This window comes from Aeribacillus sp. SP014 (assembly GCF_054055575.1).
Genome location: NZ_JBSRXI010000001.1, coordinates 2,122,085 through 2,134,373 on the forward strand (window position 1 = coordinate 2,122,085; position 12,289 = coordinate 2,134,373).

The 12,289-nt window shown below is 39.2% G+C and carries 14 protein-coding genes and 3 pseudogenes; 7 read left to right on the plus strand and 10 right to left on the minus strand.

Features of this window, described 5'->3' with window-relative positions; all coding sequences use genetic code 11:
* Positions 1-640: 640 nt before the first annotated feature.
* The 8 genes and pseudogenes from moaC to moaA form a co-directional block, all read right to left on the minus strand.
* The gene (gene moaC, locus ACVIJU_RS10315; RefSeq protein ID WP_063387660.1) at positions 641-1,126 is read right to left on the minus strand and encodes a cyclic pyranopterin monophosphate synthase MoaC; all 486 of its coding nucleotides are present in this window, start codon (positions 1,124-1,126) and stop codon (positions 641-643) included.
* Between the two features lie 4 nt (positions 1,127-1,130).
* Positions 1,131-1,364: a molybdopterin converting factor subunit 1 gene (gene moaD, locus ACVIJU_RS10320; RefSeq protein ID WP_063387661.1), complete on the minus strand. Its 234-nt coding sequence runs from the start codon at positions 1,362-1,364 to the stop codon at positions 1,131-1,133.
* Positions 1,361-1,816, minus strand: a complete 456-nt coding sequence (locus ACVIJU_RS10325) for a molybdenum cofactor biosynthesis protein MoaE (protein WP_130156967.1) — start codon at positions 1,814-1,816, stop codon at positions 1,361-1,363. The genes moaD and ACVIJU_RS10325 overlap by 4 nt, the downstream gene beginning before the upstream one ends.
* Before the next feature lie 32 nt (positions 1,817-1,848).
* Positions 1,849-2,352 carry a molybdopterin-guanine dinucleotide biosynthesis protein B gene (gene mobB / locus ACVIJU_RS10330; RefSeq protein ID WP_186439295.1) on the minus strand — a complete coding sequence of 168 codons (504 nt, stop codon included), beginning with the start codon at positions 2,350-2,352 and terminating at the stop codon, positions 1,849-1,851.
* Positions 2,349-3,614: a molybdopterin molybdotransferase MoeA gene (locus ACVIJU_RS10335; protein ID WP_144598047.1), complete on the minus strand. Its 1,266-nt coding sequence runs from the start codon at positions 3,612-3,614 to the stop codon at positions 2,349-2,351. The genes mobB and ACVIJU_RS10335 overlap by 4 nt, the downstream gene beginning before the upstream one ends.
* A 45-nt stretch (positions 3,615-3,659) precedes the next feature.
* Entirely contained in the window at positions 3,660-4,268 is a 609-nt protein-coding gene (locus ACVIJU_RS10340; protein WP_063387703.1) for a molybdenum cofactor guanylyltransferase, read from the minus strand.
* A 5-nt stretch (positions 4,269-4,273) separates the two neighbouring features.
* The gene (locus ACVIJU_RS10345) at positions 4,274-4,774 is read right to left on the minus strand and encodes a MogA/MoaB family molybdenum cofactor biosynthesis protein (RefSeq protein WP_094245859.1); all 501 of its coding nucleotides are present in this window, start codon (positions 4,772-4,774) and stop codon (positions 4,274-4,276) included.
* A gap of 10 nt (positions 4,775-4,784) precedes the next feature.
* A pseudogene (gene moaA / locus ACVIJU_RS10350) lies at positions 4,785-5,760 on the minus strand (GTP 3',8-cyclase MoaA).
* Between the two features lie 423 nt (positions 5,761-6,183).
* Here moaA and ACVIJU_RS10355 point away from each other — a divergent pair.
* The 5 genes and pseudogenes from ACVIJU_RS10355 to ACVIJU_RS10375 all read left to right on the plus strand — a co-directional run bounded on the left by ACVIJU_RS10355 (position 6,184) and on the right by ACVIJU_RS10375 (position 8,879).
* A pseudogene (locus ACVIJU_RS10355) lies at positions 6,184-6,312 on the plus strand (helix-turn-helix domain-containing protein).
* A 519-nt stretch (positions 6,313-6,831) separates the two neighbouring features.
* Positions 6,832-7,065: a DUF2249 domain-containing protein gene (locus ACVIJU_RS10360; RefSeq protein ID WP_063387667.1), complete on the plus strand. Its 234-nt coding sequence runs from the start codon at positions 6,832-6,834 to the stop codon at positions 7,063-7,065.
* Between the two features lie 4 nt (positions 7,066-7,069).
* Positions 7,070-7,297, plus strand: coding sequence for a DUF2249 domain-containing protein (locus ACVIJU_RS10365; protein WP_063387668.1), 228 nt, complete (start codon positions 7,070-7,072; stop codon positions 7,295-7,297).
* Positions 7,284-8,531, plus strand: a complete 1,248-nt coding sequence (locus tag ACVIJU_RS10370; protein ID WP_063387669.1) for a hypothetical protein — start codon at positions 7,284-7,286, stop codon at positions 8,529-8,531. Before ACVIJU_RS10365 ends, ACVIJU_RS10370 begins: the two co-directional genes overlap by 14 nt.
* Positions 8,532-8,576: 45 nt before the next feature.
* On the plus strand, positions 8,577-8,879 hold the full coding sequence (locus tag ACVIJU_RS10375; protein ID WP_063387670.1) for a metal-sulfur cluster assembly factor: 303 nt from the start codon (positions 8,577-8,579) through the stop codon (positions 8,877-8,879).
* A gap of 466 nt (positions 8,880-9,345) precedes the next feature.
* On the opposite strand, the gene ACVIJU_RS10380 is transcribed toward ACVIJU_RS10375, so the two are convergent.
* Positions 9,346-9,468 (minus strand): hypothetical protein, encoded by a 123-nt coding sequence (locus ACVIJU_RS10380; protein WP_268753464.1) that lies wholly within the window; start codon positions 9,466-9,468, stop codon positions 9,346-9,348.
* 189 nt (positions 9,469-9,657) lie between these two features.
* Positions 9,658-10,771: pseudogene (locus tag ACVIJU_RS10385) on the minus strand (TIGR04053 family radical SAM/SPASM domain-containing protein).
* 337 nt (positions 10,772-11,108) lie between these two features.
* Between ACVIJU_RS10385 and ACVIJU_RS10390 the strand changes: the two are divergent.
* Positions 11,109-11,801 carry a Crp/Fnr family transcriptional regulator gene (locus ACVIJU_RS10390; protein ID WP_130156977.1) on the plus strand — a complete coding sequence of 231 codons (693 nt, stop codon included), beginning with the start codon at positions 11,109-11,111 and terminating at the stop codon, positions 11,799-11,801.
* Positions 11,802-11,892: 91 nt separating this feature from the next.
* Positions 11,893-12,105, plus strand: coding sequence for a YozQ family protein (locus tag ACVIJU_RS10395; RefSeq protein ID WP_130156979.1), 213 nt, complete (start codon positions 11,893-11,895; stop codon positions 12,103-12,105).
* Positions 12,106-12,289 lie beyond the last annotated feature (184 nt).

Consider the following 12,289-nt stretch of genomic DNA (forward strand, 5'->3'; position numbering starts at 1 on the left):
CTTTTGATCATAAGTGCTTAATGAAGATCGACATTTTGCGTCTTGAAGCAGTTTTCTTCCCTGCTTTGGAGAAATGATCAGAGGAGTTTAAAAAAATTTGTCCTTAACCTTTCGTTTTATCCATGCTGCCTCAGCAATCCAACAATTTTGGGGCTCTAGACACTTCATAAGCCCCTGGCCTTTTTTGCAAAACGGGATGCAAAAGCATTCAACTCGATATGATAAAATTTTTTCCTTAAAACAATAGAATAACTTGTGAAATAGAGCTGATTGAATCGTTCAGAAAGAATGACATAAATCAAAACAGACGACAACGAGGCGGTTATAGGACGGTACGAGAACACCCCGACAAGCTCGTTGTCCACAACGCTTATGCAGCCCTTCATCGATGATAATGAAGAAGCTCTATATGCCGAATGAAAAATATGTACAGGGCTCCTTAGAAATTTTTCCAGTTCCAAGAGCCCGGATTGCGAAACATTTGATATGATCATGCTTTTTTCAAACGTGTCTCTTTCCTTGTAGTTTTCAGCTTGGCGTCCTTTTATTTAAAGACAGAGTAAGTTGATTGGTTTCATGGTAACTAGTTTCTTTCTGCAGCTAAAAATTCTTTTCTATAATGATCAATTACCTATAAAAGTTATAGTTCACGGCGGAAGTCACCGCTTTTGCCGCCTGTTTTCTCCATTAAATATGTTTGGCCAATGACCATTCCTTTATCGATTGCTTTGCACATATCATACACGGTTAAGGCGCAGACGCTCGCAGCAGTTAATGCTTCCATTTCAACCCCTGTGCTTCCTTTTGTTTTCACAAATGAATGGATCATTAATTCATATTTGTTTTCGTCGCATTTCCATTCAAATTGAATATCCACCGCTTTTAAAGCAATCGGATGGCACATTGGAATGATGTCAGCCGTGCGTTTGGCGGCCATAATTCCAGCTACTTGCGCTACTGACAGAACATCTCCTTTTTTGACCTGTGAGCTTGTGATTTTTTCATACACTTCTTTTGAAACAAGAATACTTGAGATGGCATGTGCAGTACGGACTGTTTCCTGTTTCTCTGAAATATCTACCATTTTTGCCCTTCCTTGCTCATTTAAGTGAGTCAGCTTCTTCATGTTTTTAACCTCCACTCATCGGCGGAATAAGGGCGACAACATCCCCATCCCGAATGATGTCATCTTCTGCAGCAAATTCTTCATTGATGGCAAAAAGGACGGAGGATAGGGCGGGCAGTGAATATTCTTTTTCCAACCGTTCGCGGAGTTGTTTAACAGTTATTTCTTGATATGGCAATGTCATCTCCTTTTTATTCAGCTGCTCTTTTAGTTGGGCGAAAAATAAAATTCGGATCATGACTTCATCTCCTTTGGAATGCCTTTTTCATAAGAAATCGTTTCTTGCTGATTGCCGATCCACAATGAGCCATCCTCCCAATGCTCTTTCTTCCATATCGGTACCATTTCTTTAATCCGCTCGATTGCATAACGGTTTGCTTCATAAGCATCAGCGCGGTGAGGAGTAGATACGGCGATGACGACCGCGGCATCCGTAATTTCTAATCGTCCGATACGATGGACAATGGCAACCTTAGCATTCGGAAACTGCTGTTTAATTTCAGCTCCGATTTGTTCCAGTTTTTTTTGAGCCATCGATTCATATGCTTCATATTCTAAATACAATGTTTTTTTTCCTTTTGTCAATTCCCTTACAGTTCCGATAAATGTAACGATAGCTCCGGCATTTCGATCCACAACAGCTTCGATGACACGTGAAACATCTATCGGTTCTTTCACAATTTGAAACATAATTATCCCTCCAAATATAATATAAAATGGCATTATTGTCTCATTTCCAACAGCTTCTCCTTTACATAGTTCACGATCCAGCTGATATACAAATCTTCATCTTTAATAAAAAATGAATGTTTTTCTTTCAAAGGGATCGAGCTAATCGATGCGATCACATTTGATAAATCAAGCAGATGAAGATCTTTCTCATCACGGATACAGACAATTTTCGGGTATGGAGCTTTTTTCAATCCTTCGATAATCAATACATCAATTGAAAAATGCCGGTAAAGTTCCATAATGTTCGAAAAATGTTCATTCGCTTTTATTTCAGCTTGCAACAGCAAAGTTTCTTCCCCTAGAACCGCTGAAACAACAGCACCAGCTTCCCAATGCCGATACGTATCTTTTTTTGGAACATCCGGTTTTCCACCATGACCGTGATGTTTAAAAGTACCGACTTTTATCCCATGATTGGTCAGCTCTTTGATGCATTTTTCAATTAGCGTAGTTTTTCCGCTGTTTTGATGCCCTACCACTTGTAAAATCATCATAGCCAACTGGAGGCTCCTTCTTCATCTTCGATTAACAGCACGTTAACTTCACTGCCTGCTTGAAATCCTCTGCTTCCGCCAGGCAAAACAATTAAACTATTAGTATGAATTAAGGATGAAACAATATTTGATTTGTCCCTTCCAATCGGATCAGCTACTAGCTTTCCATCATGATAGGACAGTTTTGCTCTCACAAAGCGCGTGAACGGATTCGGCTTTAAAAAATCTTTCGTTAAAATCGCCCGGGCTCGTTTTAAATAACAATTTTTTTGTCCGAGCATCGCCCTTATATACGGACGGACAAACAGCTCAAAACCGACATAACAAGCGGAAGGGTTGCCTGAGAGGCCGAACAAAATTTTGTTGCCGACAACAGCTGCAGAGGTAACACTCCCTGGACGCATGCCGATTTTATTGAATAAAACTTGGGCTTGAAGATGCTCGTACACCTTTGGGATATAATCAAAATCGCCCACTGACACTCCGCCTGTTGTGATGATAATGTCGGCCATTTGCATTGCTTTTGTAACAGCTTGAAATACATTTTGAAATGTGTCTTTCACAATTCCGTATAAAATCGGTTCACCGTGAGCTCTGAAAATTTGTGCCTGCAGCATATAAGTATTGCTATTGTGAATTTTTCCTTTTTCCAGCGGTTTATACACTTCAAGCAATTCGCTCCCGGTTGCTATGACGACAACCTTTGGGCTCTTCATAACCGGAACGTAATGATACCCGAACGTTGCCAGAACAGCGGATATTCCCGGAGTGATCACGGTTCCTTTTTCGATAAGCAAACTGCCCTTTTTCATATCTTCTCCGATGCGGGAGATGTTTTCTCCTGCCTCAACTTTTCTTTTTATTTGCACATATGTTTTTCCGTCTTTTCTGAATTCCTGTGTTAATTCCTTCATGATGACGGCATTTGCACCTTCTGGAATGGCAGCGCCAGTCATAATTTTAACGGCTTGAAAAGGTTTTAAAGATTCTTTCCAAACAGAATCTGCTCCTTGAGTCCCGACGACTTCCAAAACTGCTGGATTGGAAGCTGAAGCGGCCTCGGTCGATGCTGCCCAAACAGCATAGCCGTCATAAGGGGATCGATCAAATCCAGGTACATCCGTTGTAGCAGTTATATCTTGACCAAGCACACGATGAAAGCTGTTTTCGATTGATACATACTCTATTTCACCTTCATAGCTTTTTTCCAACACCCGGTCGATTGCTTCCTCTACTTGAATTGGCTTTCGCAACGATCCCATTCCTTTCCACCCTTCTTGCCCCCACCCGATACTACCAAGGAACATTTATTTTGTTTTGGAAAAGGAGGCTTGAGGAAAAAGGTTATTATGAACAATATACTGGTCATATTCATCCTTTGTATTAATATTGATGAAAGCATCATCATCATTGATCTCAACATATCTAGTATGAATACTTGGAAGAAAATGCTTCATGCTTAACTTATTTTGTTCAAGGTGCCATCGTATTTTTTCCTTCACTCGATGATGGTACATGGCGATCAATGGCTGAATATTTCCGTGAACACTAGGAACAATCGCTTCACAACCGTCATTTCTGTATAATTGCAATTTTTTCAACAAATGCGCATTGATAAAAGGAGTATCACAAGGTAAAACGATATACCATTCGGATTTGAATTGGGACATAACGGAATAAATGCCGGCAAGAGGTCCTTTTCCTTGATACAATTCGAGATCTTGAATATATGTCAGCTGGTTCCTTTGCAGCCATTTCGTATCTATTTCAGGATGTATGACAACAACCACGTCTTTTGTGATACATTGCAGCGCTTCGATACTATATAAAATAAATTCCTTTCCATTTCTTTTCGCAAATGCTTTCGGTTGCCCAAACCGTTTCGACTGTCCTCCTGCCAGCACAATCCCGATCATCTTGTTCACTGACGATTCATCTCCCAAACAAGATGGCGAAGTTCCGGCAAAATCAGCTTTTCCATGGCAAGACGAACCGCATTTGTCGATCCCGGCATGCAAAAAATGACTTTTTGTCCAATTGAACCGGCAAGCGCTCGACTAAGCATGGATGCGCTTCCAATTTCTTTATAGCTTAAATAACGAAACAATTCCCCAAAACCAACCATTTCTTTGTCAAGCAATTCTTTTACCGCTTCAACCGTCACATCCCGTTTTGTAAAACCAGTCCCGCCGTTCAATAAAAAAACATCAATTTCGTCAGAAGCCTCTTTCACAGCAGATTGAATGGCTTCCCGTTCATCTTTCACAATCTCGTAATCTATTATTTCCATTTGTTCTCTCGTTAATAATTCGATGATTAATGCACCGCTTTTATCCGTATCCTTCGTTCTCGTATCAGAAACGGTGATCACTTTGCAGCGAACAGGGTCATTTGCCTTGCTGCGATGTTCAGATACACTCATCAATCACACCTCACCCGCCAATATAAGACATTTCCACACGTCTTTTTGCAGAAAGAGCATTGATCCTTCCTCTTTCTTCGGAATAACGATCGTCCCGAGCCTGCCAAACACGGGTGATCTCATCCAATATTTCTTCACCGCTTGCTCCCTTTCGCATTTTAACTAATAAATCAACGCCGTTTGAGGCAAATAGCATGTATACTTTTTACCGTCAGCTGATAGGCGCATTCGCGTGCAATCAGAACAAAAAGCTCCTGATAAGGAAGAAATAAAACCGCCTTCCACATCCGTACCTCGGTATCGATACCTTTTAGGAACCTCGCCAAAAACGTTGACTGAACTGGTTTAAGAGGTATTTCTTGGTGAATCATATCATGAACTTCTTTGCTCGTCAAAACTTCGTCCATTTTCCAACCGTTTAAGGTTTCGACATCCATATATTCGATGAAGCGGATCGTCATTCCTTTTTCTTCAAAAAAACGAGCCATCGGTAAAATTTCGCTCTCATTTATTCCTTTTACAACCATGTTCACCTTTACCGCCAGACCTTGTGCAACCGCTTCTTCAATTCCTCTAACAATTTCCTCAGACTTTGCTTTACCTCCGTTCATTTTAGAAAAAATTTCGTTATTTAAAGCATCTAAACTGACATTGATCCGGTTCATGCCCGCTTTTTTTAAACGCTTGGCATATGATATTAAAAATATCCGTTAATGGTCAATGAAACGTCTTGAAGATCTTGAATATTTTTTAACATCGATATTAGTACATCAATGTCCTTTCGTCCCTCCGGTCAGACGAATTTTTCGAATGCCTAAACGTAAAGAGGCTGACCAAACGATATATTTCTTCAAACGCCATTAGTTATTCCCGTTTCATAAAAGAATACTGTCTTCCTTCCATTTCAACATACAGAATACACAACGAAAATTCCATCGGTCTGTCACCGAAATGCGCAAATTCAATAAAGGGCGGTTAATTGATATCGCAACATCTTCCTCTCCTTATACATTCATTCTTCATATGTTACAGACAAGATAAACAATAGAATGAGATCTCTGTCACATAAATTCGAATGATCATAAAAGGTTAAATTAATTGTAAAAAAAATTTTCTGAAAAAGAAACCTATTTGGAATACATTTTACCAATTTATCATTTTTTTATGGCTAACATGATGGGGCTCTATACAATGAATTGAGAAAGCAAAATAGATACACAAAAAATATTTTACGATTTCGGCAAATGGACAATGTACCAATGCTTGGCGACTTGATGGAAAGAATGGTTATTATATTAGAAAACCGTTCATCCATCAACAGGATCTTCTTAGCTTTTTCCATTTCGGGTCACTTGTCGAGAAGCCGTCCAGACTCGAAAAAACTCAAAGTTGATTGAAAAAAAGATACTATCGAGAAACAACTGATAGAAAAAACATTAAAGAAAACCGCCGGCAACAAATCCGAAACTTCCTGAGAATTAGGGATTTCACGAGTTACACTTTACAATAAGATGAAAAAATACCAGCTACCTAAATAGATGAACAACTTCTCAATCGTTTTCAAAAATGGCATTAACTTGTTTTACGCCCCGCTTTTTCTTCTAGCACACTTTTCAGGCAACCATCTTTTTGATGTCAATGACATACTTTCAATGTTAGAATGATCTTTTTGCAATAGCGCTTTGTCCGGGTTAGACGTATTTTTCGCACAATGGCCGCTGACCATATTAGCAAAGAAATAAATTTCCCTACATGCCATCAGCTGTTTCCGCTTTAAAAACACACACTCTCCTTTCTATTTCAAGCAAAACAATATCCTTAGCGAAATGGTACCGATCTTTCATTGAAAACTGAAACATTTTCTAACAAGCAGTTCAATTGATGTTGCAACATCTTCCCTTCCCTCAATTGGAAGGATATATGCCAATACGGCATCACGAATCAATTATTCATAAACTTTTCAAAAGTGATGCCGATGAAGTGAAGCAAATCACAAATTGCGGGAATTGTTTTTACTATGATGAACATTGATAAAAAAGATGGAAAGGAGAATATGGATGGGAAAAACTGTTGAATTAGATGTTCGCGAAGATTTAAAGAAGAAATTAGAGCCGTTTCAAAAAATCATGGCGGCCATTCAGCCTCTTGCACAAGGAGATGTATTTATTTTACACGCTCCGTTTAAACCCGTTCCGCTTTTTCCTATCATGAAGAAAAAAGGGTTTTCTTATCAAGCGGAAAAAATAGAGGATAAACATTGGAAAATTACCTTTGTTAAAACGGAGGAATGAAAAAATGATACTGGATAATCGCGGCTTAGAGCCCCCACAACCGATGATGCGGACTTTAACGGCATTAGCAAAATTAAAAAAAGGAGAAGCGTTGAAAATTATTAATGACCGCCGCCCGATGTTTTTATTTGAACAGCTTGACGATCTCGGTTATACCTATCAAACGCAAAAGCGCAGTGATGGAAGCTATGAAATAACGATTGAAAAGAAGGATGACGATGATGACGGCTAATCATACTTATGAAACGAATATTCGAATCCCTTTTTCGTTTATTATTTTTGGCTTGCTGGCGTTTTTCCTTTCTCAAATTCTTTTATTTCTGTCAACTCGTCAGCTTTCAACCGGAGAAATGCGCCTTCCTGTCGTATTGTCAGCTGTCCATTTATTAGTGATTGGCTTTGCTTTAATGACAGCCATGGGGGCCATGTATCAGCTTGTTCCAGTCGTGTTTTTAACCCCGATATGGAATGAATCATTCGCTTTTATCCAAATGGTCGTCACGTCATTAGGAATACTATCTTTTAGCATCAGCCTGGCCTTTAATATTCAAATGGCTATATTTTCAGGCTTGCTTCTTACTTGCGGGATTGTAATGTTTTTATGGCAGATGTTCATGACATTAAAAAAACAGAAGAAAAGAACGGTCATCACTTTATTTGTTGGTACCGCCCTCATTTGTTTGCTCCTAACGATCGGGCTCGGATTGACGCTTGCCTACCATTTTTGGAGCGGCAGACAATTAATCGATCATGATTTGATTTTCAAAGCCCATATATTGCTGGGATTTTCCGGCTGGTTTACACTTCTTATCTTCGGATTTTCTTACAAAATGGTTCCGATGTTTTCATTGGCGCATCATTTTTCAATGAACACAGCCCGATATGTCTACATTTTTTATATAAGCGGTCTTGTGTTAACTTTCATCAGTTTTATAACGGCAAATGACCGGTTGTTATCAGCAGGGCTTCAATTGCTGGCTGTCGGATATGGGTTATTTGCATACCATATGTTTGCCATTTTAAAGAAAAGGATGAAGAAAAAACTGGATAAACCTTTTCTGTTTGCTCTTTTGGCCATTGTTGTTGGAGTCATCCTGCATATAGCGGCGGCCGGTTTTTCTTTTGAAAGTGAAATCCATTCCCGCATCTTTTCCATCATCATCTACTGTTATCTGTTCGGCTGGATTGTATTAAGCATCATTGGCTACTTATATAAAATTGTTCCTTTTCTATGGTGGACACACCGGTATAGCAAAAAAATCGGCAAAGAAGCGGTGCCGACTTTGAAACAAATGATAAATGAAAAATGGATTGTGATGGAATGCTGTTTATTTGTTGCGAGTCTTATCGGCATGATCGCTGCTCTTGCCTCTTCAAGTACTGGTCTATTTTATCTTGCTCAAGGAGGAATGGTGCTGTTTTCTGGATTATTTGCCTGTACGATTGGCTCCGTATTGCTGAAATAAAAAAATGAGGGAACGGTTTACTGAAATATAAAGGGTGATGTTACAATGGAAATAAAAGCAAAGATCTTGGAAAAACTGCAAAACGTTTTAGATCCTGAATTGGGAATTAATGTTGTTGATTTAGGACTGATCTATAAGATTGAAGTAAAAGACGGAACTGCATTCATTTTAATGACATTGACTACACCCGGCTGTCCGTTGCACGACTCAATAGCAGGCGGTGTGAAACGCGCGTTGCGTGATATTGAAGGCATTCAAGACGTAAATGTCCAAATCACTTGGAATCCGCCTTGGTCCCCTGATAGAATGAGCGAAAAAGCATTAAGGCAGCTAGGGTTCCTTTCCTAAACGTTTTTCAAAGACTGTTCCTTTCCTGAAAGGGACAGCTTTTTTTATGAAAGAAGTCCCAATTATTTTGGTGTTTTTGGCTCTTCTTCCAGCTCCCAAACAAATGGCATCACATTTAAAATTTTCGTTTAATCGTTTCACAGCCCCCAAAAAAATCCCCTTCCAGGAAAATCTTTTTACAAATGCTGTCTTCCTGCAGGGAATAATCGCTGTTCCTTGTTTTTCCGGAGGTGTCAACCAGGAAAAAAATGTAACTGAAATTGCAAATGACGTTTCGTCCATTCCAATGAAAAAGCTCAAAATATCGTCATTCCGTAAGAATTGGCAAAACTGACGCCAACTATGGGACAATTAAAAATAATAAAAGCAAAGAATACATTTACCGTCGGCCATACCGGTCAGTAAATTCCGAGTGGAATTCGCATGACAGAACCTTGCAAGACGGGTTGGCAACTTAGATGCTTTTTTATGTTGCTGTCAGGTTATAAATATCTTGGAACGTACTTGCTAACGGAGATAAAATTCGCCATACGGCAAATGCAAATGTCATGGCTAAAGTGGTGACTGGCAGTAATGCTTTTTGTTTCACCAAAATCCCCCTCCTAAACAGATGAATGGTGCCATCATCTGTACCATAAAAATAGGCGGGGAATGTTTGTGAACTTTATCATATAATTATTGATTGCCAAATAATTGTTAAAATTTCACCTCAACAAAAATGTTTTTCCGATTTTTGCCCATTCAATCAAATTGAAAAACCGCTTGCGTTTCCAACGGTTTAAACTTCCCGTTTTTGGCGAAGCGCTTTAGGAATGTATACACAATAAGGCTCACTTTCCAAATAGTCGCCTGTCACAGCATACGCTCTTGAGCGTGAGCCTCCGCAAACAAAACGAAATTCGCAAACACCGCATTTTCCTTTATAAAGATTTGGATTGCGCAATTTTTGAAATATTGGTGAAGTTCTGTAAATATCGGCCAGTGGTGTTTGTCTTACATTTCCCGCTTTGATCGGAAGCAATCCGCTCGGGTAAACATCGCCAATATGGGAAATAAACACAAAACCGTTGCCATCATTTACTCCCTTCGGAGCACGGCCGAGTCCGTCCACTTCCCCTGTAGCCCCTTTAAACAAAATATCTTCATAATGGATTTCTTTTCCATCTATTTGCTGTTCACGCATTTTGGCTTGCAAGACAACACGACGGTAATGTTGTCCGGCAGTCGTTTTAATATCAAATGGTACACGTTTGCTCTTTTCATATAACCAACGAAAAACTTGTTCATGTTGGGCGGGAGAAATCATATCCGATTGTTTTCCTCTTCCAGTTGGTACGAGGAAAAAAAACGCTCCAAAGAACGCAATCAAGTTTTTCAACAAAATCCGCCATTTCTTCAAGAACATGAACATTGTAGCGTGATACAACCGTATTAATTTGAACAGGAATCTTAAATTCATGCAAATATTTGATTCCTTGCATCGTTAAATCGAAGGAACCTTTTGTGCCGCGAAAATGATCATGAATTTCCGCATTCGGGCCGTCCAAACTAAATGCCCAACGGGAAAGCCCGATATCTTTTGCCCTCTGCATCACTTCTTTTGTTACATTTGGAGTTGCACTCGGCGTGATTGAAACACGCAATCCCTTTTCAATAGCATATTCGGCAAGAGCGAATAAATCCGGCCGCATTAATGGATCACCGCCGGTAAATACTAATAGCGGCTGGTTCATCGCAAAAATATCATCAATTAATTTTTTTCCTTCCTGAAAAGTCAACTCATGGGGATCACGATGATATTGCGCCTCGGCTCGGCAATGTAAACAATTTAATTGACATGCTCTCGTCAACTCCCAAATGACAATAAAAGGGTTTTGGTCATAATCCATCATCACATACAAACTCCTTTCTTTAAAATGAAAAATATCTCTGCTTCTTCTCATCATATAAAAAGGTGAAATTTTCGAAGTGAAAGCCATCACACTTTCCGGTAAAAGGGAAGAAATGATTTTTACGAAAAAGTCATTCTTTTGACAAATGTTCAGCTGCTGCGGATCTTCCCCGCGATTGCTTCGGTAATTCGCAAATGGATGAGGTGGTCTGCCCCAAACCTTAAGTATGTTAGACTCCTTATTTTTATTAGTAACTATGATTTACATCACACGACTCATTTGTAAAGAAACGCTATAATATGAAACGAAAATCAAAGTTGAAAAAAGGTGTGATACCATGACAAATAGCTGGGTGTTTGAAAGATTAAGAAGCGTTCCCCTTTTCCGTGAACTGTCTGATGAAGAATTGACTTCTATAGTTGCTATCTCTCAAGTACGTACTTATCAACCAAAATCGTATGTATTCATGCAAGGCGACATGCTGGAAAACGTATATTTCATCCATTCAGGAACTATTAAAATATATAAAACGGACAGAAATGGAAAAGAACAAATCGTTTCCATCTTGCAGAATGGAGAAATGTTTCCACATACCGGATTTTTTTGCAAAGGATCTTACCCTGCTCATGCAGAAGTTATGGAAGAATCTACATTAATTGTCATTCCCATCAAAGATTTTGAGGAAACGCTTATGCTCTTTCCGGTATTGTCCATCAAATTGTTTCGTGTGATGAGTGAAAAAATTATAGATTTGCAAAATCGGTTAGAAGAGCAAATTCTTCATAATACATATGAACAAATCGTATTGTTGCTGTTGCGGCTTACAAAAACGAATGCACTGCCGCAAGGAAAACTTTATCGTTTGACAACCCATTTAACGAATCGGGAATTGGCAAATATGATCGGAACTTCCCGTGAAACCGTTAGCAGAACGCTTAACCAGATGAAGCGGAAGGGTCTTATTCTTGTTGATGACGACGGATATTATTTGGTTGATGCTGAACAATTGGAGAAAGAAATCTTTATGTAGCGGCCGCCAAAAAGAAAACTTATTTTTGATGAATGTTTGAAGCGATTAAGAATCATAATAAAGGAAAACGAATTTTCATGGAGGAAACGAAATGTCCACAAAACGTCAAGACAAGAAAATGAAAAATAACCCAACCTTCGGAGCATATGATGAACCTTTTAAGAGCGGCAGCGAATCCGACCTAACACAAGGTTTGGCCATAACGCAGGAACAAATAAGAGATACATATACGGAGGGCACAATTGATGGGATGATGGAGGATGTTGACGGCAACAACATCCCGTTGAAGACTGAAAAAGAATAATAATTCCTTTTTTTCCTGATATTAAAAATTTAAGTGAAATGCCTGTACCCCCGCAATCATCATGATGATTGCGGGGGAATTTCATGGCCAATTTTGTCTTGACAGCGTTTAAAAAAATATATCGGCATTACTTCCCCCAAAAAATCGAATGATCATTGGGCAATCAACCTTCTGCAAAGGGAAA

Coding starts and splice junctions, on each gene's coding strand:
- moaC (WP_063387660.1), bottom strand. CDS start 1,126: ATGAAGAAGCTGACTCACTTAAATGAGCAAGGAAGGGCAAAAATGGTA.
- moaD (WP_063387661.1), bottom strand. CDS start 1,364: ATGATCCGAATTTTATTTTTCGCCCAACTAAAAGAGCAGCTGAATAAA.
- ACVIJU_RS10325 (WP_130156967.1), bottom strand. CDS start 1,816: ATGTTTCAAATTGTGAAAGAACCGATAGATGTTTCACGTGTCATCGAA.
- mobB (WP_186439295.1), bottom strand. CDS start 2,352: ATGATGATTTTACAAGTGGTAGGGCATCAAAACAGCGGAAAAACTACG.
- ACVIJU_RS10335 (WP_144598047.1), bottom strand. CDS start 3,614: ATGGGATCGTTGCGAAAGCCAATTCAAGTAGAGGAAGCAATCGACCGG.
- ACVIJU_RS10340 (WP_063387703.1), bottom strand. CDS start 4,268: ATGATCGGGATTGTGCTGGCAGGAGGACAGTCGAAACGGTTTGGGCAA.
- ACVIJU_RS10345 (WP_094245859.1), bottom strand. CDS start 4,774: ATGAGTGTATCTGAACATCGCAGCAAGGCAAATGACCCTGTTCGCTGC.
- ACVIJU_RS10360 (WP_063387667.1), top strand. CDS start 6,832: ATGGGAAAAACTGTTGAATTAGATGTTCGCGAAGATTTAAAGAAGAAA.
- ACVIJU_RS10365 (WP_063387668.1), top strand. CDS start 7,070: ATGATACTGGATAATCGCGGCTTAGAGCCCCCACAACCGATGATGCGG.
- ACVIJU_RS10370 (WP_063387669.1), top strand. CDS start 7,284: ATGATGACGGCTAATCATACTTATGAAACGAATATTCGAATCCCTTTT.
- ACVIJU_RS10375 (WP_063387670.1), top strand. CDS start 8,577: ATGGAAATAAAAGCAAAGATCTTGGAAAAACTGCAAAACGTTTTAGAT.
- ACVIJU_RS10390 (WP_130156977.1), top strand. CDS start 11,109: ATGACAAATAGCTGGGTGTTTGAAAGATTAAGAAGCGTTCCCCTTTTC.
- ACVIJU_RS10395 (WP_130156979.1), top strand. CDS start 11,893: ATGTCCACAAAACGTCAAGACAAGAAAATGAAAAATAACCCAACCTTC.